This is a genomic window from Aminobacter sp. HY435, from assembly GCF_027568395.1.
In the GTDB taxonomy this organism is placed as follows: domain Bacteria; phylum Pseudomonadota; class Alphaproteobacteria; order Rhizobiales; family Rhizobiaceae; genus Aminobacter.
Window position 1 is genome coordinate 1 of the sequence record NZ_JANKZL010000007.1, and the last position, 22789, is coordinate 22789.

Genomic DNA, 22789 nt, shown 5'->3' on the forward strand with positions numbered 1-22789 from the left:
GCTTTTCCAAGCTCAAACAGTTCCGAAGGGTCGCTACACGTTTCGAGAAAACCGCGAGACACTACCTCGCCGTCGTCACAATAGCTGCAATTGTCCTATGGATCCGGTAATTGTCCACACGACCTAGACGAAGGCGGGCTGGGCGAGGATCAATCCCATCGAGTGCGGCGCGCTCGATGGTCTTGAAACCACGTTCGGCCTCTCCATCTAATTTGGATAGCGCGCAATTTTCCGAACGAGGAAGCGCCTGCTAGCCTCAGCCAAGTCAGAGCGTACCGCCCGTTGAACAGCGTTCTGGCGGCGGCAATTGTCACCAATGGGACGTCTTCCTCGTCGTTTTGAGATGAAGGGAGATACGAAAATGGCAAAGGTCGTTTGCGTCCTCTATGACGATCCAATCGACGGCTACCCCACAAGATACGCGCGGGACGGCCTGCCCAGGCTCGACCGCTATCCCGGCGGGCAGGCATTGCCGACGCCGATGGCGATCGACTTCCAGCCCGGGGTGCTTCTCGGCAGCGTGTCGGGCGAACTCGGCCTCAGGAAGTTTCTTGAGAACGCCGGGCACCGTCTGGTTGTGACCGCTGACAAGGATGGCCTCGACAGCGTTTTCGAACGCGAGCTCGTCGACGCCGAAATCGTCATCTCGCAGCCTTTCTGGCCCGCCTATCTTACTGAAGAACGAATAGCCAAGGCAAGCCGGCTGAAGCTTGCGATCACGGCCGGCATCGGATCTGACCATGTCGACCTGCAGGCAGCGATGGACCGCGGCATCACCGTCGCCGAGGTGACGTTTTGCAACTCGATCAGCGTATCCGAGCACGTTGTGATGATGATCCTGGGGCTCGTGCGTAACTACATCCCTTCCTACGAATGGGTCGTGAAGGGCGGCTGGAACATCGCCGACTGCGTCGCGCGTTCCTACGACGTCGAAGGCATGCAGATCGGAACCGTCGGCGCAGGCCGGATCGGCAGCGCCGTGCTGCGCCGGCTCAAGCCGTTCGACGTCAAGCTGCACTACACCGATCGCCATCGCCTGCCTGAGGCGGTCGAAAAGGAACTTGGCCTCACCTTCCACAAGACGGCGGCGGAAATGGTGCCTGTTTGCGACGTGGTGACGATCAACGCGCCACTGCATCCCGAGACCGAAAATCTCTTCGACGAGGCCATGATCGCCAGGATGAAGCGCGGCGCCTATCTGGTGAACACAGCGCGCGGCAAGATCTGCAATCGCGATGCTGTAGCGCGTGCGCTGGAGAGCGGCCAGCTTGCCGGCTACGCCGGCGATGTCTGGTTCCCGCAGCCGGCGCCCAAGGACCATCCGTGGCGATCGATGCCGCATCACGGCATGACGCCGCATATTTCGGGGTCGTCGCTGTCCGCCCAGGCGCGCTACGCCGCCGGCACCCGCGAAATCCTGGAGTGCTGGTTTGCGGGCCGGCCGATTCGCGAGGAGTATCTGATCGTCGATGGCGGCAAGCTCGCCGGTGCGGGGGCGCATTCCTACAGCGCGGGCGATGCCACTCGCGGCTCGGAAGATGCGGCCCGCTTCAAGACCAGCACGTGAGCCTGGCGCGAGCAACCAGCCGACTTACAGCACCTGAAGCCCGAGATTGCGCAACAGGTCGGTCGCCTGGCTTTTCGAGATCACCGCGCCCTTCAGGAACGCCGCATCGTTGAGTTTCAACGGGCCGAGGTCGCAGCCGCGCAGGTCGGCCTTGTCGAATCGGCAGAGGCGCAGCGCTGCGCCACGCAGGCTGCAGCCGTCGAAAACAGTCTCGCGAAAATCGCAGTCCCTCAGGTCGGCGTCGCTGAAATCGAGGCTTTCGAGCGTCTTGCGGCGAAACGAAACCCCGGACATGAAGACGCTGACGAGCCGGCACTCCCGAAAGTCGGCGCCGTTCATCGCGCAGTCGGCGAACGTCGCGCCGGTAAGCTTGCTGCGGGTGAACTTGACGGTGTTGAGCCGCGAACGCGTCCAGTCGGTGTTCGAAAGATCGCAGCCCTCGAACTGCGCGTCGACGGCATCGATCGAGGTCAGCCTGGCCCGTGGCATACGGCAGTTGATCCACCGGCTGTCGGTCAGCATGGCCGCCGAGAGATCGCACTCCGACACGTTGCAGTCGACGAATTCGCAGCCGCTCAGGTCGAGGCGGGCAAGCGAGCTGTGGCTGAGATCGAGGCCGCTGAAAGATTTCTGTCCGGCGACGACGAACTCGGCGAGGGATGTAGGGTCTGGAATGCTTGGCATGGCCTTGTTGCGTGGTCGGTCCATCAGCTGATTCCCTAGGCGCCTGTTGCTGTAGCAGCTTTCCGGACGAGAAGAATCTACTTCGTAGCTAGTCTGTTCGGACGGCGTTGGCACCGCCCTGCCTGCCGGTAGATAGGGCAATTCATGCGGGGAGAGCTGAATGGTTGTCGATACGGGAGACGTTCTGGTGGGCAAATCTGTTGCTGCGGATGGACTTGCGGGCACCGCCCTGTGCTGGGGCTGCGCGCCCGGAGCAAGCCTGTTGCAGCTGGCTCAACTGGCCGCCCGCCATGGCTTTCCCGAGATCCATGTCCAGCCCGGACAATATTTCGATGCCGGCATGGAAGACGTGGTCCTGCGCGGTCGGCTGGGCGAACTCGGGGTGACGGTTGGCGTGATCGACGCGCTGATGTCCGGTCTTCCTGGCCTTCCGGATGCGAACGACGTGCGGCCGGAATGGCGTCATCTGTTCCTGCACAGCGTGGACGATTGCCTCAAGGCGGCGACGGCGCTCGGTGCGCGCACTTTGAATGTCGCGCATTTCCTCGGCAAACCTGTCGACCGGCGGTTGATGGGCGAAGCGGTGCGCAGGATAGCGGAACGCGCCGCCGACGTCAGCGTCCGCATCACGCTGGAGTTCATACCCGACACCGGCTTTGCCGACCTTGCGACGACGCTGGCGATCGTCGAGGAGAGCGGTCGCGACGATGTCGGCGTAATGTTCGATACATGGCATTTCCTGCGCTCGGGCGGCTCGCCGGAGCAACTGCGGACGTCGCTGTCGCCGCGAATATTCGAAGCGCAGATCAGCGGCCGCCGCCGCCCGCAGCCGGGAGAGCCGTATGTGCCGATGGCCGGACGGCTGGCGCCGGGGGAGGGCGACGAGCCTGTCGCCGAACTGGCCCGCATGCTCCGGCGCGCGAACCAGGAGCTTGTCCTGGCTGTGGAAGTGTTCAGCGCCGATCGCGGCGACCCGGATGCGACAGTGGGCCGGCTGGCCGATGCGACGCGAGCACTCCTGCGGCAGCTGCAACGCCCCTGACGCGGAGCCCTCCGTTCGCAGGCGCTACTCGAGCGACTGCGAACTGCCGAGCGACAGCGCGAGCTTTCGCAACAGGCTGGCGAGCTGTCGCTGCTCGTCCTGCGAAAGCGATTCCAGCATCTCCGACTCGGCCGCCATGTCGGCCTCGAAGGCCTGGCGCGCGCGGGCCATGCCTTCGTCCGTCAGCTCCACCGGCAGGCTGCGGCCATCGCCATCCGCGGCGACCTGCCTGACCAGGCCCGCCTTGACCAGCTTGGCGATGCGATTGGTGACACCGCCCGACGAGATCATCATCGACTTGTAGAGCTCGGTCGGGCGCAGCCGATAGGGCGACCCCGAGCGCAGCAGCGTGAACAGCACGTCGGCCTCGCCAGTGTCGAGCCCGTAGGCGTCGAAGATCGCCTCGATCCTGGGCCGCGCGGCGAGCGTGATCCAGCGGGCCCGACCCAGGATCGCCATACCGCGCGTGTCGACACGAGGCAGTTCCCTGGCCCACTGCGCCCGGCGCGCGTCGATGCCGTCGTGCAAGCCGTCGCCGGCCAATTCCCCATTATTTTCGTCGAGATGTCTTGACACTAAGATAATTCCGCTATTTATCTTAACAGTAAGATATATCGAGGTCAGCCATGACGCAACAGCAAGTTCTCCGTTTGCCGGTAGCCTATGCCGCGCGCTCGCCGCTGTTCCTGCTGGCGCTGTGCGGTCTCGTCTTCGCCACCCGCATCATGATCTCGAAGGCGGCGCTGAATGCCGGCATGCAGCCGTTCCAGCTGGCGCTGGTCGCCAATATCGGCGCTGGCCTGATCCTGTTGCCGTTGCTGGCGGCCTCAGGTCAGGGCATCCCGCGCGAGCGCAGCCATATCGTGCTCTACCTGGTGCTCGGCATCATCAGCTTCACCATCCCGACGGTGCTGGGCTACTACATCGTCGACCGGGTAGGGCCGGCCTACACCTCGACCGTTTATTCGCTGTCGCCGCTTCTGACGATGAGCTTCGCCGCCGGGCTTGGCATCGAGCGCATGTATCTCCGCCGATTCGCCGGCATCCTGATCGGCCTCGCCGGCATGGCCGCCCTTGTGCAGCAGCAGTTGGCGGAGATCGACTTTTCGCAGACTGTCTGGGTGCTGCTCGGCATCACCATCCCGGCCTGTGCTGCCGCCGGCAACATCATCCGCTCGGCCTACTGGCCCAGGGGCTCGTCGGCGCTAGCCTTTTCCTGCGGCATCCTGCTGAGCTCCAGCCTGATGGTGGCGCTTGTCGCGCCGTTCTTCGAGGCGCCGTCGAGCTGGGTCTTTTTCGACCGCGACATCCTGTTCTGGATTGGCTGCATGGTCGCCACCTCGGCCTCGTCCTACCTGCTCAATTTCCGCCTGCAGGAGATCGGCGGACCGGTGTTTTTCAGCCAGCTCGGCTATTGGGGCACGGGGTTCGGCGTGGTGCTGGCAGCAGCCCTGTTCAACGACGTGCTGACCATGCTGTCGGTCGTGGGGCTGGCGGCCATCATCGCCGGCGGCGTGCTCGCCAACCGCCGCCGCGCCTGATCCATTCAACTGTCAACGAGGAGAACAAGATGTCTTTTCAGGCCTATCTCGATACCATCAAGACCAAGACCGGCAAGGGTCCGGAAGAGCTGCTTGCGCTCGCCGACGGCAAGGGGTTGTCCGACAACGGCAAGCTGAAGCCGGGCGTGAAGGCCGGGCAGATCATCGAATGGCTGCGCGACGAGTTCGATCTCGGCCATGGCCATTCGATGGCGGTCTATGCGCTTTTGACCGGCAAGAAGAAGCCCGGCGACAAGTAGCCCGGCGGCTGCCGGGTTCGCTGGCATAATGCGTCGTCGGCAAAATGCATTCACCGCTGCGCCGGCCGCCGCTATAGCAGTGCAGAGCCGATGCATTGGGGAAATTGCCATGACCGACACCGTAACCGATCGCTTCCTCCGCTACGTCGTCATCGACACGCAGTCGGATCCCAGATCGTCGAGCCAGCCCTCGACCGAAAAGCAGAAGAATCTCGGCCGTGTGCTGGTTGAGGAACTGTTGGCGATCGGCATCGCCGACGCGCATCTCGACGAGCACGGCTACGTCTACGCGACCATTCCTTCGAACAGCGACAAGCAGGTCCCGGTCATCTGCTTCTGCTCGCACATGGACACGGCGCCCGATTTCACCGGCACCGGCGTCAAGCCGCAGATCGTCGCCAACTATGCCGGCGGCGATATCGTGCTCAAGGCCAATCCCGACCGGGTGATCCGCGTCAGCGAACATCCCGAATTGAACAACCAGATCGGCAACGACATCATCACCACCGACGGCACGACGCTGCTCGGCGCCGACGACAAGGCGGGCGTCGCCGAGATCATGGCTGCGGCCAAGATCCTGGTCGACAATCCCGGCATCAAGCACGGCGACATCAAGATCCTCTTCACCACCGACGAGGAAATCGGCCGTGGCGTCGACAAGGTCGATCTGCAAAAGCTCGGTGCGAGGTTCGCCTACACCATGGACGGCGAGACCGCCGGCACCATCGAAGACGAGACGTTTTCCGCCGATGGCGTCGAGATCGTCATCACCGGCGTCGCCATCCATCCCGGTTTCGCCAAGGGGCGCATGGAGAACGCCATCAAGATCGCCGGCGCGATCATCGATCGGCTGCCCAGGGACACGGCCCCCGAAACCACCGAGGGAAAGCAGGGGTTCGTTCACCCCACTGATGTGCGCGGCTCGCTGGACAAGGCGACGATCAGCCTGATCGTCCGCGATTTCCATGACGAGGGCCTTGCCGAAAAGGAGGCCATGCTCGAAGCGATCGTCAAGGATGTGATGAAGGGCTTCCCCGGCTCGAGCTACAGCTTCGAGGTCAAGCAGCAGTACCGCAACATGAAGGTGGTGCTCGATCGCCATCCCGAAATCGTCGAGAATGCCATCGAGGCCATACGCCGCGCCGGCATGGAGCCGGTGCGCGGCAGCATCCGCGGCGGCACCGATGGATCGCGCCTGTCGTTCATGGGCCTGCCATGCCCGAACATCTTCGCCGGCGGCCATGCCTTCCACTCGCCGCTCGAATGGGTCAGCCGTCAGGACATGGAAAAAGCTGTGCGGACCATCGTCGAGCTGGCTCAGGTCTGGGAAGAGCGCGCGTAGCCGCGGAAGCGCCGGCCCGGAGGGATGCCCGGCGTGCCGCTCCAGGCTGGCGGGGCGATGGACCAGGCTCTATGGCCGCTGAGGCAGTGATATGTGCCGTTGGCGACATTGACCTGCCCGCCATCGTCGGGCACTGACACGCCACCGACAGATATCGACCGGCAGGACAATGACCACCAATCGGAATGGCGGCCACAGCGGCATCGCGTTCGGCCTCATCGTAACCAGCACTGTGCTCGGCATCGCCGGCACGGATCTCGTGCTGCCGGCGGTTCCCAGCCTGCCCGAGGTTCTGGGCGGGACCTATGCGCAGGCGCAAATGGTGCTCGCCGCGTTTGTCACCGGCGCGGCCGTCGGGCTGCTCGCCTTCGGCACGCTCGGCGCGCGCTTCGATCAACGTCGGCTGCTGGTCGGGTCGCTTCTTACCTATGGCGTCGTTTCCGCACTGGCAGGCATCAGCACGTCGCTGGAAATGCTGATCGGCCTGCGTTTCCTGCAAGGGGCTGCCGGCTCGGCTGCCGCCGTATTCGCGCCGGGCATGATCCGGGCGCTGTTCGGCGACGAGCGCGCTGTCGGCAAGCTTGGTCTGCTCGGCTCGATCGAATCGCTGACGCCGGCGCTGGCCCCGATCGCCGGCGTCTGGCTGCTGTCGGTCGCCGGCTGGAACGCCTCGTTCAACGTCATCGCCGTGCTGGCGCTGCTGCTGGCCGCCGCGGTCGCCAGCCTTGGTCGCCATCTGCCACCGTTGACGACCGGCAAGGGCGCGGGCGGCTATGCCCATCTGCTGCGCGACGCCACCTTCCTGCGCTACGCGGTGAGCCATGCCTTCACGCTCGGCGCTCTGCTGGTCATCGTCTTCGCAGCGCCCACGGTTTTTGTCGCCGCACTTGGCGCGACGTTGACCGACTTCATCATCATGCAGGTCACCGGCATTGCCACCTTCATCGTCGCGGCCAACGCCACCGGCCGGCTGACGGGGCGGTTTGGCGCCGAGCGCATGATCTGGGTCGGCACCTTGCTGTCCGCATTGGGCGGTCTGTCCATGCTGGGCTACGCGCTGGCCGGCGGCGGCAACACTCTGGTGGTGACGGCACTGTTCATCCCGTTCAACCTCGGACTCGGCTTCCGTGGGCCGCCCGGCTTTCATCGCGCCGTGGTCGCCTCGCATGGCGACGACGCGCGCGGCGCAGCGCTCGTCGTGGTGGCCATTCTCGGCACCACCGCGATCGGCACCGCGGCTGTGGCTCCCTTCATCACGGCTGGCCTTTTGCCCTTGGCCCTGGGGGCGGCTGTCCTGGTGCTGGGCGCCTTGCTGCTGCTGGTCGCCATCCGGCCTTTGCCAGACGCGTAGGGGCGTCGGCGCAGCCGGTCCGGCTGCGCCATTCTCCTTGATTTCGCCGCGCAACCGGCTGATGGTCCGGCAATGGAGTGGCGCGACGAAGGAATCATCCTCGGCACCCGCAAGCACGGCGAAACCAGCGCCGTGCTTGAGGTGATGACGCGCGCGCATGGCCGGCATCTGGGCCTTGTGCGCGGCGGCCGGTCGCGCAAGCAGCAGCCTGTTCTGCAGGCCGGCAACCGCGTCGACCTCATCTGGCGGGCCAGGCTCGACGAGCACCTGGGCACCTTCCAGGCCGAACCGATCGAGCTCAACGCCGCCCGGCTGATCGACAGCGCCATCGCCGTCTACGCGCTCCAGACCTTGGCCGCACATCTCAGGCTCTTGCCCGAACGCGACCCGCATGCCGGCCTCTACGAGACGCTGGCCATTCTGATCGATCATCTCAACGACGGCGACGTTGTCGGCGAACTGGTGGTTCGCTTCGAACTGCTCGTTCTCGAGGAGCTTGGCTTCGGACTCGATCTCACCGAGTGCGCGGCGACCGGCACCGTCGAGGAACTGACCTACGTCTCGCCGAAGTCCGGCCGCGCCGTTTCGCGCGTCGCCGGCGAGCCGTGGCGCGACAAGCTGTTTGCATTGCCTCCATTCCTGCAGCGCGGGTCGCGCCAGGGAGCCGATCTGGCGGACATCGAGGATGCCTTCAGGCTGTGCAGCTTCTTTTTTTCCCGTCATGTCTATGAACCGCGCGGCATCGAAGTGCCGGACGCCCGGAGCGGACTTTTGGTGGCGCTGCGCAAATTCCACGCCGCACGTTCCATCTCCCGTGGAGAAACTGCCGCATGAGCGAAGTTGAGCTGTTTCCCGGCCTTGTCTCTCCGCTGGGCCTGGGCACGATCCCGCATGGCGACGTGCACCTGTATTCGGGCAAGGAACTGTTGCATCGCGTCGCCGAAGGGCTTTACCCGGCGCCGCCGATCGCCGCGGTGATGAATTTCGGGCTGACCGAAGTGGATGAGGGGCGCGTCGTCTTCCGCGGCGTGCCGAACCAGCGCCATCTCAATCCGCTCGGCACGGTGCACGGTGGCTGGGCGGCGACGGTTCTCGATTCGGCTCTCGGATGCGCCGTGCATGCCACGCTCGACAAGGGCGAAGCCTACTCGACGGTCGAATTCAAGGTCAATCTGACCCGGCCGATCACGCCGAACACCGGCGAAGTCGTCTGCGAGGGCAGGGTGATCCACAGGGGCAAGACCATCGCTGTCTCCGAAGCCACGCTGAAGGACTCCAGCGGCAAGCTGTTGGCGTTCGGCACAGAGACATGTTCGATCTTTCCGGTCGCCAATCTCGCGGCGCGTTGAAATCCGGGCCAATCTGAGGGGAGCTGGCCATGCTTGAAAGCCTTCTTGGCGTCATTGCCGTCGTCGCACTGATCATCATCGTCTCCAGGCAGCAGTCGCGGCTGAACCTGCTGGAGCGCGAGTTGGGGGCGCTGCGCTCACTCGTGCTGGGCGGCGTCGCCGCAGCGCCGGTGTCGAAACCGGCGGTCGAGGCGGCAGCAGCGCCTGTTGCCCTGGAGGCCGAGGTGGCGTCTGCGGACGACCAGGCGGCGATATTGCCCAGTCCGATGGAGGCTCCAAAAGGCGAGGAGCTTCCGCTGGCGGCAAGCACCGAAGCTGAAGCCGCCGTGGCCGGACCGTGGAGCGAAAAGCCCGCATCGGCCGAGACCGCTCCCTCACGTGAAAAGGCCGACATCGAGACGGCGCTCGGCACCCGCTGGGCCGTCTGGGTCGGCGGGCTGGCCCTTGCCTTCGGCGCCGTCTTCCTGATCCGCTATTCCATCGAGCAGGGCTTTTTCGGCCCCGGCGCGCGACTGACGATGGCCACGCTGCTCGGGCTTGTCCTGGTCGGCGGCGGCGAATTCATTCGCCGCACCGGCTACCGTATTCAGGTGGAAGGGGGAGGCAGCGCCTACATCCCGGCGATCCTCACTGCGGCGGGCGCCTTCGCGCTGTTCGGCACGATCTACGCGGCGCATGGGCTGTACGGCTTCATCGGCGCCGGCCCGGCCTTCGTCCTGCTGGGCATTGTCGGCGTAGCCACCATCGCCGCCGCGCTGGCGCATGGTCAGGCCCTGGCCGGCCTCGGTCTGCTCGGCGCGATGGTGACGCCGGCCTTGATTTCGTCCACCGCACCGAACGTCTGGGCGCTGTTCGGCTATCTCGCCATCGTGCTGGTGGCGACCGCAGCGGTCGCCCGTATCCGCCGGTGGACGCTGCTGATCGGCGCGGCCTTTGTCGGCACCGGCCTGTGGACGCTTCTCTATCTCGCCGACGCGCCCGTCGCCCAGTTCCCGGTGGTCCTGTTCATTAGTTCAGTGACGCTGGCGACGCTCGCCCTGCTGTGGTTGAGACCGCGCGACGATTTGTTGACGGCGCCGCTGGACTGGCCGTCCTTCGTGCCGGCGTTCTTTGTCGCGATGACCGCACTGGTCCTGTTCATCCACCCGACCTACGCAGAACTGGGCGGTCAGCTTCGCGGGGCGATCCTTCTGCTCGCCATGCTTTTGGTGGCGCTTTACCGCTCGGCGGCCTTGGTCATGCTGTTTGCAGCAGGCGCGGTCATCGTGCTGGTCTATCTGCGAAGCATACTCGGCGGCACCTTCGAACTCGACCTGCCGATCGGCGGATTGACGGTGGAGGGCCTGCCGATAGAGGCGGCCGGTTCGCTGCTCAGCCGCATCGGCTGGGTTGTTGGGTTGGTCTTCGCCGGCGCCGGCTTCTGGAGCGCGCGGCGGCTGGCGGCAGCCTCCCCGTGGCGCGCCGCCGCATGGACGGGCTGGGGCGTTGCCGTGCCGCTGGTCGTGGCGCTGTCGCTGTGGCTGACCTATGGCAATCCAGACCGCGATCTCGTGCGGGCGCTGATCGCTGCAATCCTGGCCGCGGCCTTTGTCGCCGGCGGCGAGTGGATCGCCCGTGGCGAGGAGCCGCCGCTTCATGGCGGCCCGGCTGTGTCGTTCGCTCTCGGCGGGGCCGGCGTGGCCTTGCTTCTGGTGCTGCACATAGGCTTCGGGTCCGGGCTTACCACTGTCCTGCTCGGGGCATCCGCCGTTCTGCCGGCGCTTGCGACGCGCCTGCGCAGCTATCCGGCGCTCGGCTGGCTATGTGTCGGAGCGGCCATCGCCGTCCTGGTGCGGATCGCCTTCGACCCGACAATCGTCGGCGCGGATGTGCTCGGACGCACCCCGGTGTTCAATTGGCTGCTGAGCGGTTACGGCATCCCGGCGCTGGCCTTCGGCTTTGCCGCCTGGCAGCTCTCCCGAACCACCAATGGGCGTCAGCGCCTTGTCATGGAGGCTGTGGCTGCGCTGTTCGCCCTGCTGACGGTCGCCATGCTGGTGCGTCATGCCATGAACGGCGGCGTTATCACGTCGAATGCGCCGACCCTGGCCGAGCAGGCGATCTATACGCTTATCTCGCTCGGCGGCGCCGGCATCCTGGTAGCGCTAGACATGCGTTCGCCCAGTCCGGTGCTGCGCTACGGCTCCCTTGGCCTTGGCGTTCTCTCGGTGCTGTTCATCCTCGCCCAGCACTTCCTCGTGCTCAATCCGCTGTTCACCGACGAAGGCACAGGCCGGATTCCGTTCTTCAACCTTTTGTTCCTGGCCTACCTGCTGCCGGCGGTAGCTGCCGCAGCACTTGCTTACTACGCCCGCTCCAAGCGCCCGAAATGGTACTCGGCCATGCTGGCGCTGGCGTCGGCGTTGCTGTTGTTCGCCTACGCGACCCTGTCACTGCGCCGGCTGTTCCAGGGCGAGCACATCGGCCTGTGGGCAGGGCTAGGGCAAGTCGAGACCTACGCCTACTCGGCGCTTTGGCTGGCCATGGGCGTCGGGCTGCTCATTGCAGGCGTGACACTGCGGTCGCAGGTCCTGCGTATCGCCTCGGCCGTGCTCATCTCGGTCGCGGTCGCAAAGGTCTTCCTGTTCGACATGTCCGAGCTCCAGGGCGTGCTCAGGGCTTTGTCTTTCATCGGGCTCGGAGCGGTGCTGATCGGGATCGGGCTGTTCTACCAGCGCCTGCTCACCAGAGCGGCGCGCCAGGACGACGACGCGGCAACGAAGGCTTGACCGAAGCTACTCAAAGCGACGTGCATTCGGCGTTGCCGGCGGCACCCGTCGCACCGACGACCTGTTGAACCACAGCGTCAAGCTCGGCCTCAACCGCCGCTTCTGATCGATCCCGCCCCCATGGCAGGCAGATCTCCCCCCAATCGCCTTGCCTGCCGTGCGGACGTCCTCATCCGATCGCATTAAGCTTTTGTTAACATTACTGAAAGATTGCCGCATCAAATCGAACTTTATTCAGTTCGAGCAATCTTTCGGCAACCGGTGAGAGCCAAGTTCCGCTCGCGTCAATGATATGGCGCACGGGACCGGCCGTCGGAAACACCTCCCTGTTGCCGCTGCGCCGACGCCCCGTCAACGGATCGCGATCGCGGATCGACGGGTCCTGAGCAATGTCGGAGCACTACACTATGTCCACGCGGAATCTGTTTTTCGTTCTCATCGCCGGTCTGGCACCTGTCGTCATGCCCGCCGTCGCCCATGCGGCCGACATGGCATCGGGCTACCAGGAAAGCTCGGGCGCCTACGACTGGTCGGGCATCTATGGCGGTGGCCATGTCGGCGTTTCCAATGACGGTTTCCCGAACCCGTTCTCCAGCAAGACCGGCTGGAGCCTCGGCGGCCAGGTCGGCGCCAACTTCCAGTCCGGAATGTTCGTCTACGGCGCCGAGATGGATGCCAGCTTCTCGAACGGCACCCGCCACAACATCGCCAATGGTGCGCAGCTGGAGCGCAACTTCGACGCCGCTGCCAAGGCTCGCGCCGGCGTCGCCCTCGATCGCACGCTGGTCTACGGAACCGCCGGTTACGGCGTGACCAAGTTCACGCCCAAGAGCAATGTCTCCTCGGGCGACAATTGGGAGGGCGGCATCCTGCTGGGCGCCGGCGTCGAGCAGGCGATCAGCGACAAGGTCTCGGGTAAGATCGAATACAACCACGTCGACTACGGCAAGGTACGCTCGACGGTAGGCGGCGTGAAGCAGGCCGACGAACTCGGCAGCAACACGCTGAAGGCGGGCCTGAACTACCGGTTCTGAGACTGCGAGCGTCAATAACAAAGAACCGGCGCAACGTGGTTGCGCCGGTTCTTTCATGTTGGCTGAATTGAAGGCCTTACTCGGCCGGCGCCAGCACGGCATGGCGATCGACCGGCCGCTCCTTGATCGGCCAGTGGACCGCGGCCGCGAACAGGCCGAGCAGTACGCCGAGCCACCACACGGGATCGTATGAACCGAGGCGGTCGTAGAGATAGCCGCCGAGCCAGACGCCGAGGAACGAGCCGATCTGGTGCGAGAAGAACACGATGCCGCCGAGCATTCCGAGGTGGCGCGTCCCGAACATGACGGCGACAAGGCCATTGGTCGGCGGCACGGTCGACAGCCACAACAGTCCCATGATGGTTGCGAAGACGATGACGCTTGCAGGCGTCTGCGGCAGGAGCAGGAACGCCGTCACCAGCACTGAGCGGGCAAGGTAGATCCAGGCGAGGAAATGCGGCTTGGAGTATTTCTGCCCGATGAAGCCCGAGGCCAGCGAGCCGATGACATTGAAGAAGCCGATCAGGGCAAGTGCGATCACCGCGTAGCGGGCGTCGATGCCGATATCCCTGATGTAGGCGGGGAAGTGGGCGGTGATGAATGCCACCTGGAAGCCGCAGACGAAAAAGCCCGAGGTGAGCAGCAGGTAGCTCCGGTGGGCGAATGCCTCCGACAAGGCCTGGCGCGCCGTCTGTTCGAATTCGACCTGGGATACCTTCCCCGACTTCGAGTTGCCGGCAAGCGGGATGGCCAGGACGGGGATCGCCAGCATGGCGATCGACATGTAGACCAGCGTATCCGACCAGCCATAGGTGTCGATGAGGCCCTGGCTGATCGGCGCGAAGATGAACATGCCGGCCGAGCCGGCGGCCGTGCCGATGCCGAAGACGAGGCTGCGGTTTTCCGGCCTGGTGTTGCGGGCGAAGGCGGCAAGCACGATGCTGAACGAGCCTGCTGCGACGCCAAGGCCGACCAGAACGCCGCCGCTGAGATACAACATCGAGGCGCTGTCGGCATGGGCCATCATGTACAGGCCGAGCGTGTAGAGCACGGCCCCCAGGGTCAGCACGCGCCAGCTTCCGAAGCGGTCGGCGATGGCGCCGAAAATCGGCTGGCCGAGACCCCAAAACAGGTTCTGGATCGCCATGGCGAGGCCGAACGTGGTGCGGTCCCAGCCTTTTTCGGCGAGCATCGGCAACTGGAAGAAACCCATCGACGAACGCGGTCCGAAGGTCAGCGCTGCAATCAGGCAGCCGCAGATGATGATCAGCCACGGCACGCTGCTGCGCGACCTGCTGTTCATTGCCGTTGCCGTCATCGTTGCATCTCCCGTGAGAACCCGGTTTCTATCCGATCCGTGCCGATGTTCAAAATCAATTGAACTAGCGGATGCTTCAACTTTTCTGATGGATTGTGGAATAGACCGCGCGCCTGAAGCGTTATTTGGATGATTGGGTGACCGACGGGTGCTGCACCAGAGTTCGGCCGCTTGCGTTGCGCTGGCAACGCGCGTTGAATCGGCGTGCAGAGAGGGCGAGTTGCGATCCGCGGTCATGGACGAGAAGAAAGCAGCGATCCTTCAGGAAATACCGCGCCTGCGCCGCTATGCGCGCGCGCTCATGCGCGACCGCGACGCCGCCGACGACCTTGTCCAGGACTGCCTCGAGCGGGCGCTCTTGCGCATGGAAAGTTGGCGTACCGGAGAAAGCCCCAGGAGGTGGCTGTTTACGATCATGCATCATCTGTTCATCGACCATGTGCGCAAGGTTAACCGGCGCGGCGAGGCGGCGATCCTGCCGCTCGACGCGCACGAGGCCTTGGCCACGCCCGGCATGCAGGCCGAAACTGTTGCCTCGCGCGAGATCGTCGATGCATTGCAGGCGATCAGCCCCGACAGGCGGGCAGCGCTGGTGATGGTCGGTATCGAAGGGTTTTCATATGCCGAGGCGGCGACCATGCTTGGCATTCCCGCCGGGACGCTGATGTCGCGAATTGCGCGTGGCCGCGAAGAGCTTCGCGCGCTGCTGGACGATCAGGCCCGGCGCCGGACGATAAGGATCGTCGAGAGATGAACGCGCGCAACTTTACAGACCGCGATATCCACCTGGCAATCGATGGCGAATTGCCGGAGGACGAACGCGCCGCCTACCAGGCCTGGCTGGAAGCCAATCCGGACATGAAGGCGAAGAGCCAGCGTTACGCGGCGGACAATGCCGCGCTGGGCGGCCTGTTTGTCGGCGTTCTCGACGAGCCCGTTCCGATGCGCCTTGCGGCTGTGATCGAAGGCGATACGCCGAAACGCAAGTCGAGCCCGCCGTGGTGGCGCATGGCGGCGGCTGCGACGTTGCTTGTGGCAGGCGGACTTGGCGGATACCTGCTGGGGACGAACGGACTAGGTTCGCCCGTCGGTTCCGATGATCGCATGGCAGAGCAGGCGATTGCCGCCCATCTGACGTTTGCCGGCGACAAGAACCGGCCGGTCGAGGTCGATGGCTCCAACCCGGACTATCTGACCGGTTGGCTGTCCAAGCGCACCGGCCTGAAGCTCGTGGCGCCCGATCTCAGCAACAATGGCTTCCAGTTGCTCGGTGGCCGGCTGGTGCCGGCTGGCGGCAACACGGCGGCGCTGATGCTTTATGCCGACGCCGAGGGCAACCGCATTTCGGTGTATGTCATCGCCGAGGGCGGCGAGCGCTCCAAGGGCACTTTCACGCTGGCGAGCGGTGGGCCGGAAGCGATCTACTGGGAGGATGAGGGCTATGGCTGCGTCATCGTCGGCACCCTGCCGCCGCAGGAACTCGGCGTTGTCGCCCGGGACGCCTACAAGCAACTGATCGCCGGGGCAGGGATGGCACGGTCCTAAGGCAGTCGGTCGGTCGCCTGCCCGGCGACAGGCTCACCATGGGGATAATATTGGGCTGGTCGAGCCCCATCGCTTTTCAAACGAATCCCTATGAGATTCATATCCTCGTCGAGCCCTGCTCCATGTCACAATAAGGCCCGAATCGGAGCGTGACTGCGCAGTGCATTTGAGGCACTGCGAGCGCCTCGGACGGACATATCCATCAGGGCTTCTCCGCCCAGACGAGGTTCTCAGGACCAGATGGCAGCCGACATTCGTACGGCCCGCGCTGAAGATGTCGATGCGCTTGTCGCCATCGAAAACGCCGTGTTCCCAGGCGACCGCATTTCGCGCCGCTCCTTCCGCCAGCTCATCGACCATGAAACCGCCGAGGCGCTCGTCGCCGAGGCCGCCGGCAAGATTGCCGGCTACGCCATGGTGCTGTTTCGCAAGGGCAGCGGCGTGGCGCGGCTTTATTCCTTCGCCATCGCCCCGGATCTCGGCGGCAAAGGCATTGGCCGCGGCCTGCTCGACGCCGCCGAGCGCGTCGCCTACGCGCATGGTCGCATGATGATGCGGCTCGAGGTCCGTGAGGACAATCTCCGCGCCATCAGGCTCTACGAGCAGAACGGCTATCGCCGCATCGGCCAGGAGCCTGACTATTACGAAGACGGCATGACCGCTCTGCGCTACGAGAAGATGCTGCGGGGCGAGGTGCCGATCACCACGAAGGTGCCGTTCTACGCCCAGACCTGCGACTTCACCTGCGGGCCTTGCTGCCTGATGATGGCGATGGCCAACTTCGACCGGAAGTTTGTGCCGGATCCGGTGATGGAGATCAGGCTGTGGCGCGAGGCGACGACCATCTTCATGATGTCGGGGCCGGGCGGCTGCGAACCTTTCGGGCTGGCGGTGGCGGCATTTGAGGCCGGGCTCGGTACCGAGATACTCGTCTCGGCTGAAGGCGCGCTGTTCCTGCAGTCGGTGCGCAGCGCCGAGAAGCGCCGGGTGATGGAGCTTGCGCAGGCCGACTTCCGCGCTCGCGCCGACAAATACGCAATCCCGGTCGCCTACCGGCCGTTCGGGCTCGACGACATCAGGGCGCGGCTGGCCGAGGGCAAGCTGGCGCTGGTGCTGATCTCAGGCTTCATCATGTTCGGCAAGAAGGTGCCGCACTGGGTGCTCGCCATCGGCGACGACGGCGGCCACATACTGATCCACGATCCCTGGATAGAGGACGAACAGCGCGAGACGGCCTCCGATGCCGCCAACATTCCCGTTCCCTACGACATCTTCATGCGCATGGCCCAGTTCGGCGCCGACGGCCTGCGTGCAGCCATCATCCTCGGAAAGTCCGCCAGAAAATGACCTGGGTCATCCTCACCGGCCGGCAGAGCGATCTCGACCAGACCGCGACGCCGCACAAGATCATCACCAATCGTGACTATCTCGCCCATCCCTCGCTGTTTCGCGGCCAACGGCCGAAGATCATCAACCTGTCCAACCGCTATACCTACCAGAGCCGGGGCTATTATGCCTCGCTGCTGGCCGGCTCGCGCGGCCACAAGGTGATCCCGACCGTCGAGACGATGATCGACCTGTCGGAACGCAAGCTCTACGAAAACGCGCTGCCGGAACTTGAACTCGCGCTCAACAAATGCCGCAAGGATCTCGGCGGCGGCTTTCCCGCCAAGGTGACGGTGTTTTTCGGCATTGGCCCGTCCAAGGCATGGGACCGTTTTGCCCGGCTCTTGTTCGACTGGTTCCGCGCGCCGGCGCTGGAAGTGGCGATCAAGGACGGCGAATGGGCGGCGATCCACAAGATCGGCTTCGCGGCGCTCGGCCGATTGGCCGACGCCGACAAGAAACGCTTCGTTGCGGCGCTTGACACCTACACCAGCCGCGAATGGCGCGACACCAAGGCGCGCACGCCTTCACGCTACACCTTCGCCACCCTGATCGATCCGCATGAGCAACTGCCGCCATCCCAGATTTCATCGCTGCGCCACTGGGCCCGCATCGCCGAAAAAATGGGTGTCGAAGTTGAGCCGATCACCAGGAAGGATCTTGCCAAGCTTGCCAATTACGATGCGCTGTTCATCCGCGAGACGACATCGATCTCAAACCACACCTATCGTTTCGCCCGCCGCGCCCAGCAGGAAGGCATGCCGGTCATCGATGACCCGCTTTCGATGATCCGCTGCACCAACAAGGTCTATCTCAACGAGTTGATGGCCTACAACAACGTACCGGTGCCGCCGACCGTGATGATCGCCGGGCCATTCGACCTGCAGCTCGCCGCCGATACGCTCGGCTTCCCTTTGGTGCTGAAGATCCCCGACAGTTCGTTCTCGCGCGGGGTGAAGAAGGCGTCCAATTTCGACGAGCTGAAGTCGCTGGCTACCGCCTGGCTCGAGGATTCCGATCTTCTGATCGCCCAGAAATTCATGCCGACGCAGTATGACTGGCGTGTCGGCGTGCTTGGCGGCCAGCCCCTGTTTGCCATCCATTACCTGATGGCCAAGAAGCACTGGCAGATCGTCAACCACGAGGGCAAGGGCAAGCCGATCGAAGGCGGCATCAAGACCTTCACGCTGAAGCACGCGCCGGCGCATGTCATCGACACGGCCGTGCGCGCCGCGCGCTGCATTGGCGACGGGCTCTATGGCGTTGATCTCAAGGAAACCAGGGACGGGGTGTTCGTCATCGAGGTCAACGACAACCCGAACCTAGACCATGGCGTCGAGGATTCCGGCGAGAAGGACGAGGTCTGGGTGCGCCTGACGCAATGGTTCCTCGACCGGCTCGATCGCAACGGCAAATAGTCATTTTACCTATTGGTTGACAGTTCCGCCTGTTCGGCATAAATTCAACCTTATGGTTGAGAAAAATACAGAACGGCTGAACGCCATCTTTCACGCACTCTCCGATCCGACGCGGCGGGCCATGCTCGACGGCCTCGCCAGGGGGCCGCGCAATGTCGGCGATCTGGCTGCGCCTTTCGACATGTCGCTCGCCGCCGCTTCCAAGCACATCAAGGTGCTGGAACGGGCAGGGCTGGTGTCGCGCAGCGTCCAGGGGCGCACTCACATTTGCAGCCTCGATGCCATGCCGATGCATGCGGGCGTCGAATGGCTCCGCCACTACGAGAAATACTGGAACCAGCGGCTCGACGCCTTGCAGGCCATCCTCGAGGCCGAGGATGCCGCCGGGCACCCCTCTGGAGGACAAGGCTCATGACCACGCAGTCCCTGCATTTGCCCTATGGCGTCGTCACCGAATCCGGAACATTGCGCATCGAGCGGCTGCTGCCCGGGCCGATCGAACGGCTTTGGCGCTACCTGACCGACGCCGACAAGCGCGCGACCTGGCTCGCCGGCGGACCGATGGAACTGCGCGCCGGCGGCAAGGTCGAGAACATCTTCCGCAACTCCGCACTCACCCGCAACGACGATCCGCCGCCCCCACACATGGCCGCCTTTGCCGAGCATAAGGTGGTGGGCGAAATCACCGCCTGCGAGCCGCCGCATCTTTTGGCCTACAGCTGGGGTGGCCGGGCCGAGGCGGGCGAAAGCTCCGAGGTGCGCTTCGAACTCGAATCGCGCGACGACAAGGTGCTGCTGACCGTCACGCATCGCCGCCTGACCGGTCATGGTGCGATGCTCAACGTCGCCGCCGGCTGGCATGCGCATCTCGGCATCCTTGCCGACCGGCTTGCCGGTCGCGAGCCCGAGGGGTTCTGGAAGGCTCACACGCGGCTGGTGGCCGACTACGCGGCCCGTATCGCCGCACCGCAGGCAAACGGCGCAGGAAAGGAAGCCTGACATGTTGCTCAAGGACAGGACGGCCGTCGTCTATGGCGGCGGCGGTGCAATCGGCGGTGCTGCGGCAAGCGCGTTTGCCCGTGACGGCGCACGCGTGTTCCTGGCCGGACGCACGCTCGAACGGCTGGACAAGACGGCGCGCGACATCCGTGCGCACGGCGGCCTTGCGGAAGTCGCTGTGCTCGACGCGCTCGACGAAAAGGCCGTGGAGCGCCACGCCGACGCTGTGGCGTCGAGGACCGGCGGCATCGACATCGCGGTGAATGCCGTCGGTATCGCCCATGTGCAGGGAACGCCGCTTGCGGAGCTCTCCCTTGCCGATTTCGAGAGGCCGGTTGGCGCCTATGTCAGGACCAATTTCCTGACCGCCCGCGCTGTCGCGCGCCATATGCCGGAGGGCGGTGTGCTGCTGACGCTTTCGACGCCCGGCGCGCGCATGTCGGGAGTTGGATTTCTTGGCAACGGCGTGGCCAGTGCCGCGGTAGAGGCGATGTCGCGCATCCTGGCCGGCGAACTCGGGGCGCGGGGCATCAGGGTCGTCTGCCTTCGCCCGGACGCCGTCCCCGAAGCGCTCGATGTCTCGCATGCGCGCGCCGCCTTCGAGGGCTTCGCCAGCAGGGCTGGCATGTCGGTTGACGATATGCTCGCCGCGCGCGCCGCGTCGGGGCCGCTGTTGCGGCGCTTCCCGACACTGGCCCAGATCGGCGACTTTGCCGCCTTCGTCGCTTCCGATCGGGCAGGGGCGATGACAGGCGCCATCGCCAATCTGACCTGCGGCACGCTGGTGGACTGACAGCTGCCTTGCCAATTCCCGTCTCCCTTGATCTTCTTCGATCGCAGGCTGCGTCGACCGTCGTGATGGTGCTGGTGGCCTATCTTGAACTGCGTGGCCAGCCCGGCAAGCATCGAGCGAAATGAGCCAAGGCCAGCCGCGCGGGCCCTGGGCGGTCGTTGGCAAGCTGGTGCCGGCAAAGTTGCTGCCGCCGAACCCGATCCATGGCTTCTGGATCGGGGCATTGTCTCGTGTAGTATCGCCCGGCATTTTCGCTTCGGGACGCACGACATGATCCTCATCGGCCAGTATGATAGCCCCTTCGTCCGCCGTGTCGGCATAGCGCTCAGGCTCTATGGCATTGCCTTCACCCACGAGCCGTGGTCGGCCTTCAGTGATGCCGACAAGGTCAGGCGCTACAATCCGCTGACGCGAGTGCCGACGCTGGTGCTCGACAACGGCGATTCGCTGATCGAGAGCCACATCATCCTCGACTATCTCGACAGCCTGGCGCCCGGCGGACAGGCGATGTTTCCGAGCGCCGAACCGGCTCGCCACCAGGCCCTGAAGGTCGCCGCCCTTGCCATGGGGCTGGGTGACAAGGCGGTCAGCCTGTTCTACGAGCGGCGGCTGCACAAGGAGGTGTCCACGGTGTGGGTGGAGCGCTGCCGGACACAGATCACCGACGTGCTGGGCGTACTGGAAACCGACCGCGCCGGAAGGGACAGCGACTACTGGTTTGGCGATCGCATCGGCCATGCCGACATCGGCGTGGTCTGCGTGCTGCGCTTCATCAACGACGCCCATCCGGGGTTGGTGACGATCGGTGGGTTCCCTGCGCTTGCCGCGCTGTCGTCACGGCTGGAGGCGATGCCGGTGTTCCAGGAGATCAGCCAGGCGTTCATCCCCCCGAACTAGGGAACTATTTCGCCCTTTGCTTCTCGATGGCCTGGAAGCGATCGACGAAGGCTTTCTGCACGCGCTTGGCCGGTTGCGGCGAAAGATCGAGCCCGTCGATGGAAATGCCACGCGGGCGACCGAAGAACTGGGTTGCCTCCGCCACCGAGAAGCCGGCGAGTTCCGTCGCCTCGAAATAGGCCGCGATCTGGTCGGCGCGCTTGATGTCCTTCTTGAGCCCCTGTGCGATGGCAGCGGGCAGGCTGAAGCGCAGGTGGATGGCGTTCTGGAGCCGCTCCTCGCACGACTTGTAGCCTCCGCCGACCACCGATTTGAACGGCGAGATCATGTCGCCGATAACGTATTCGGGCGCGTCGTGCAGGAGAGTCGCAAGCTGTGCTTCGGGCGAGGCCGCAGGCACGATCCTGCGGAAGATTGCTTCGACCAGCAGCGAGTGCTGCGCCACGGAAAACGCGTGGTCGCCAAAAGTCTGGCCGTTCCAGCGAGCAACGCGGGCGAGACCATGGGCGATGTCGGCGATTTCGACATCGAGTGGCGAGGGGTCGAGCAGGTCGAGGCGGCGGCCAGACAGCATGCGCTGCCAGGCTCGCGCCGGGGCACCGGGACGGTCGGCCATCAGGCGTCTTCCGCGCCGGCGACTTCAGGATAGGTGAACCGCGCCCAGTCGGGGATCGCTGGGGTAACAGTGACGTCGCCGGCCGCGATCACAGCACCGGCGTCGAGCGCTGCCTTCACCCGGTCAATGCGGGCGATGGCGAGGCCAGTCTTGCCGGAAACCGAGCCCAGCGTACCGACCACCTTGCCGCTGGCGACGAGGTCGGTTCCAGGTTCGGGAAGGTCGGAGGCACCGGAGATAAGCAGCACACGACGGCGGGCCGTGCCGCGGTGCTGCATGCGCGACACGACTTCCTGGCCGATGAAGCAGCCTTTCTTGAAGCCGACGCCGTCGAGTTGGTCGAGCAGCACGTCGTGCGGGAAGGCGTCTGCCAGCGCGTAGTCAGCTCCGCTCTCGGCGACGCCATTGGCGATGCGGAAGGCGTGCCAGCCGGCCTCGGTGGCGCTGGCAGCAGGCGCCGTGCCGTAATGGCGGAACACGGGCTGTTGGAAGCGGCTGTCGCGGACCGTTGAATCGGATTGCGAAGCAGCTGAATCATCTTCCCATGAGACAGAGACAACAACTTGATCCTGTTTGGAAATATCCGCCTTGGCGCGCAGCCGGTAAAGCATCAGGCGGCGGACGAAATCATCCGCGATATCGGCCCGGCATTCGAGACGCAGCGCGCTTTCGCCGCTGCGCGACACCAGGAAATCGAACATGATCTTGCCTTGCGGCGCGAGCAACGCGCCGGGCTTCGCTTCACGCTCTCCGAGCGCCGCAAGGTCGACGGTCAGGATGTTTTGCAAAAAGTGCTCGGCGTCGGGACCGGAAACATCGACAATGGCGCGGTCGGCGAGAATGGCTGTCGGCATGGACCTGATCTTGCATTTCGGAGAG

General features: G+C 64.7%; 23 protein-coding genes and 1 pseudogene. 19 read left to right on the forward strand and 5 right to left on the reverse strand.

All coding sequences use genetic code 11. The annotated features are described in order from the left end of the window. Both PCJ21_RS11365 and PCJ21_RS11370 read left to right on the forward strand, forming a co-directional pair. Positions 1–110, forward strand: a pseudogene (locus PCJ21_RS11365) (IS5/IS1182 family transposase); the annotation flags it as partial. 251 nt (positions 111–361) lie between these two features. Beyond that, a complete protein-coding gene (locus PCJ21_RS11370; RefSeq protein WP_269931522.1) occupies positions 362–1567 on the forward strand; it encodes an NAD-dependent formate dehydrogenase in 1206 nt (401 codons plus the stop codon). Between the two features lie 24 nt (positions 1568–1591). Here the strand turns inward: PCJ21_RS11370 and PCJ21_RS11375 are convergent, their stop codons facing one another. Then, positions 1592–2275, reverse strand: a complete 684-nt coding sequence (locus PCJ21_RS11375) for a pentapeptide repeat-containing protein (RefSeq protein ID WP_269931523.1) — start codon at positions 2273–2275, stop codon at positions 1592–1594. A gap of 136 nt (positions 2276–2411) precedes the next feature. Here PCJ21_RS11375 and PCJ21_RS11380 point away from each other — a divergent pair, with 136 nt between their 5' ends. Next, entirely contained in the window at positions 2412–3293 is an 882-nt protein-coding gene (locus tag PCJ21_RS11380) for a sugar phosphate isomerase/epimerase family protein (RefSeq protein ID WP_269931524.1), read from the forward strand. A 24-nt stretch (positions 3294–3317) separates the two neighbouring features. Here PCJ21_RS11380 and PCJ21_RS11385 read toward each other — a convergent pair whose 3' ends face one another. After that, complete coding sequence (locus PCJ21_RS11385) at positions 3318–3869, reverse strand: MarR family winged helix-turn-helix transcriptional regulator (protein WP_269931525.1); 552 nt, start codon at positions 3867–3869, stop codon at positions 3318–3320. A gap of 50 nt (positions 3870–3919) precedes the next feature. On the opposite strand from PCJ21_RS11385, the gene PCJ21_RS11390 reads away from it, so the two are divergent. The 8 genes from PCJ21_RS11390 (at position 3920) to PCJ21_RS11425 (ending at position 12938) form a co-directional block, all read left to right on the forward strand. Then, positions 3920–4834 (forward strand): DMT family transporter, encoded by a 915-nt coding sequence (locus PCJ21_RS11390; protein WP_269931526.1) that lies wholly within the window; start codon positions 3920–3922, stop codon positions 4832–4834. 29 nt (positions 4835–4863) lie between these two features. Continuing rightward, the gene (locus PCJ21_RS11395) at positions 4864–5094 is read left to right on the forward strand and encodes a DUF4287 domain-containing protein (protein ID WP_269931527.1); all 231 of its coding nucleotides are present in this window, start codon (positions 4864–4866) and stop codon (positions 5092–5094) included. Positions 5095–5203: 109 nt separating this feature from the next. Then, positions 5204–6436, forward strand: a complete 1233-nt coding sequence (gene pepT / locus PCJ21_RS11400; protein WP_269931528.1) for a peptidase T — start codon at positions 5204–5206, stop codon at positions 6434–6436. Between the two features lie 169 nt (positions 6437–6605). Continuing rightward, entirely contained in the window at positions 6606–7787 is a 1182-nt protein-coding gene (locus PCJ21_RS11405; RefSeq protein WP_269931529.1) for an MFS transporter, read from the forward strand. A 72-nt stretch (positions 7788–7859) separates the two neighbouring features. Continuing rightward, positions 7860–8621, forward strand: a complete 762-nt coding sequence (gene recO / locus PCJ21_RS11410; RefSeq protein ID WP_269931530.1) for a DNA repair protein RecO — start codon at positions 7860–7862, stop codon at positions 8619–8621. Further along, entirely contained in the window at positions 8618–9136 is a 519-nt protein-coding gene (locus PCJ21_RS11415; protein ID WP_269931531.1) for a PaaI family thioesterase, read from the forward strand. The genes recO and PCJ21_RS11415 overlap by 4 nt, the downstream gene beginning before the upstream one ends. A 29-nt stretch (positions 9137–9165) precedes the next feature. After that, a complete protein-coding gene (locus PCJ21_RS11420; RefSeq protein WP_269931532.1) occupies positions 9166–11904 on the forward strand; it encodes a DUF2339 domain-containing protein in 2739 nt (912 codons plus the stop codon). A gap of 407 nt (positions 11905–12311) precedes the next feature. Continuing rightward, positions 12312–12938 carry an outer membrane protein gene (locus PCJ21_RS11425; protein ID WP_269931533.1) on the forward strand — a complete coding sequence of 209 codons (627 nt, stop codon included), beginning with the start codon at positions 12312–12314 and terminating at the stop codon, positions 12936–12938. Positions 12939–13014: 76 nt separating this feature from the next. Here the strand turns inward: PCJ21_RS11425 and PCJ21_RS11430 are convergent, their stop codons facing one another. After that, positions 13015–14256, reverse strand: coding sequence for an MFS transporter (locus PCJ21_RS11430; RefSeq protein ID WP_269931534.1), 1242 nt, complete (start codon positions 14254–14256; stop codon positions 13015–13017). Between the two features lie 235 nt (positions 14257–14491). Between PCJ21_RS11430 and PCJ21_RS11435 the strand changes: the two genes are divergently transcribed. From PCJ21_RS11435 to PCJ21_RS11470, 8 genes are all read left to right on the forward strand, one after another. Further along, a complete protein-coding gene (locus tag PCJ21_RS11435; RefSeq protein ID WP_269931535.1) occupies positions 14492–15010 on the forward strand; it encodes an RNA polymerase sigma factor in 519 nt (172 codons plus the stop codon). Further along, complete coding sequence (locus tag PCJ21_RS11440; RefSeq protein WP_269931536.1) at positions 15007–15801, forward strand: anti-sigma factor family protein; 795 nt, start codon at positions 15007–15009, stop codon at positions 15799–15801. The genes PCJ21_RS11435 and PCJ21_RS11440 overlap by 4 nt, the downstream gene beginning before the upstream one ends. 240 nt (positions 15802–16041) lie before the next feature. Then, positions 16042–17148, forward strand: a complete 1107-nt coding sequence (locus tag PCJ21_RS11445) for a GNAT family N-acetyltransferase/peptidase C39 family protein (protein ID WP_269931537.1) — start codon at positions 16042–16044, stop codon at positions 17146–17148. Beyond that, positions 17145–18605: a RimK family protein gene (locus tag PCJ21_RS11450; RefSeq protein WP_269931538.1), complete on the forward strand. Its 1461-nt coding sequence runs from the start codon at positions 17145–17147 to the stop codon at positions 18603–18605. The genes PCJ21_RS11445 and PCJ21_RS11450 overlap by 4 nt, the downstream gene beginning before the upstream one ends. Before the next feature lie 52 nt (positions 18606–18657). Then, positions 18658–19020 (forward strand): ArsR/SmtB family transcription factor, encoded by a 363-nt coding sequence (locus PCJ21_RS11455; protein WP_269931539.1) that lies wholly within the window; start codon positions 18658–18660, stop codon positions 19018–19020. Beyond that, the gene (locus PCJ21_RS11460) at positions 19017–19604 is read left to right on the forward strand and encodes an SRPBCC family protein (protein ID WP_269931540.1); all 588 of its coding nucleotides are present in this window, start codon (positions 19017–19019) and stop codon (positions 19602–19604) included. The genes PCJ21_RS11455 and PCJ21_RS11460 overlap by 4 nt, the downstream gene beginning before the upstream one ends. A gap of 1 nt (position 19605) precedes the next feature. Then, positions 19606–20397, forward strand: coding sequence for an SDR family NAD(P)-dependent oxidoreductase (locus PCJ21_RS11465; RefSeq protein ID WP_269931541.1), 792 nt, complete (start codon positions 19606–19608; stop codon positions 20395–20397). Positions 20398–20667: 270 nt separating this feature from the next. Next, a complete protein-coding gene (locus PCJ21_RS11470; RefSeq protein ID WP_269931542.1) occupies positions 20668–21294 on the forward strand; it encodes a glutathione S-transferase family protein in 627 nt (208 codons plus the stop codon). A 4-nt stretch (positions 21295–21298) separates the two neighbouring features. On the opposite strand, the gene PCJ21_RS11475 is transcribed toward PCJ21_RS11470, so the two are convergent. Together PCJ21_RS11475 and ygfZ are read right to left on the reverse strand one after the other, a co-directional pair. Further along, positions 21299–21910, reverse strand: coding sequence for an HD family hydrolase (locus tag PCJ21_RS11475; RefSeq protein WP_269931543.1), 612 nt, complete (start codon positions 21908–21910; stop codon positions 21299–21301). Further along, positions 21910–22764, reverse strand: a complete 855-nt coding sequence (gene ygfZ / locus PCJ21_RS11480) for a CAF17-like 4Fe-4S cluster assembly/insertion protein YgfZ (RefSeq protein WP_269931544.1) — start codon at positions 22762–22764, stop codon at positions 21910–21912. The genes PCJ21_RS11475 and ygfZ overlap by 1 nt, the downstream gene beginning before the upstream one ends. Positions 22765–22789 lie beyond the last annotated feature (25 nt).

Bases quoted from the DNA above. Each gene is read 5' to 3' on its own strand.
- PCJ21_RS11415 (WP_269931531.1), top strand. From the start codon at position 8,618: ATGAGCGAAGTTGAGCTGTTTCCCGGCCTTGTCTCTCCGCTGGGCCTG.
- PCJ21_RS11430 (WP_269931534.1), bottom strand. From the start codon at position 14,256: ATGACGGCAACGGCAATGAACAGCAGGTCGCGCAGCAGCGTGCCGTGG.
- PCJ21_RS11405 (WP_269931529.1), top strand. From the start codon at position 6,606: ATGACCACCAATCGGAATGGCGGCCACAGCGGCATCGCGTTCGGCCTC.
- PCJ21_RS11425 (WP_269931533.1), top strand. From the start codon at position 12,312: ATGTCCACGCGGAATCTGTTTTTCGTTCTCATCGCCGGTCTGGCACCT.
- pepT (WP_269931528.1), top strand. From the start codon at position 5,204: ATGACCGACACCGTAACCGATCGCTTCCTCCGCTACGTCGTCATCGAC.
- PCJ21_RS11450 (WP_269931538.1), top strand. From the start codon at position 17,145: ATGACCTGGGTCATCCTCACCGGCCGGCAGAGCGATCTCGACCAGACC.
- PCJ21_RS11465 (WP_269931541.1), top strand. From the start codon at position 19,606: ATGTTGCTCAAGGACAGGACGGCCGTCGTCTATGGCGGCGGCGGTGCA.
- PCJ21_RS11420 (WP_269931532.1), top strand. From the start codon at position 9,166: ATGCTTGAAAGCCTTCTTGGCGTCATTGCCGTCGTCGCACTGATCATC.
- PCJ21_RS11460 (WP_269931540.1), top strand. From the start codon at position 19,017: ATGACCACGCAGTCCCTGCATTTGCCCTATGGCGTCGTCACCGAATCC.
- PCJ21_RS11395 (WP_269931527.1), top strand. From the start codon at position 4,864: ATGTCTTTTCAGGCCTATCTCGATACCATCAAGACCAAGACCGGCAAG.
- PCJ21_RS11470 (WP_269931542.1), top strand. From the start codon at position 20,668: ATGATCCTCATCGGCCAGTATGATAGCCCCTTCGTCCGCCGTGTCGGC.
- ygfZ (WP_269931544.1), bottom strand. From the start codon at position 22,764: ATGCCGACAGCCATTCTCGCCGACCGCGCCATTGTCGATGTTTCCGGT.
- recO (WP_269931530.1), top strand. From the start codon at position 7,860: ATGGAGTGGCGCGACGAAGGAATCATCCTCGGCACCCGCAAGCACGGC.
- PCJ21_RS11390 (WP_269931526.1), top strand. From the start codon at position 3,920: ATGACGCAACAGCAAGTTCTCCGTTTGCCGGTAGCCTATGCCGCGCGC.
- PCJ21_RS11380 (WP_269931524.1), top strand. From the start codon at position 2,412: ATGGTTGTCGATACGGGAGACGTTCTGGTGGGCAAATCTGTTGCTGCG.
- PCJ21_RS11435 (WP_269931535.1), top strand. From the start codon at position 14,492: ATGGACGAGAAGAAAGCAGCGATCCTTCAGGAAATACCGCGCCTGCGC.
- PCJ21_RS11445 (WP_269931537.1), top strand. From the start codon at position 16,042: ATGGCAGCCGACATTCGTACGGCCCGCGCTGAAGATGTCGATGCGCTT.
- PCJ21_RS11440 (WP_269931536.1), top strand. From the start codon at position 15,007: ATGAACGCGCGCAACTTTACAGACCGCGATATCCACCTGGCAATCGAT.
- PCJ21_RS11370 (WP_269931522.1), top strand. From the start codon at position 362: ATGGCAAAGGTCGTTTGCGTCCTCTATGACGATCCAATCGACGGCTAC.
- PCJ21_RS11475 (WP_269931543.1), bottom strand. From the start codon at position 21,910: ATGGCCGACCGTCCCGGTGCCCCGGCGCGAGCCTGGCAGCGCATGCTG.
- PCJ21_RS11455 (WP_269931539.1), top strand. From the start codon at position 18,658: ATGGTTGAGAAAAATACAGAACGGCTGAACGCCATCTTTCACGCACTC.
- PCJ21_RS11375 (WP_269931523.1), bottom strand. From the start codon at position 2,275: ATGGACCGACCACGCAACAAGGCCATGCCAAGCATTCCAGACCCTACA.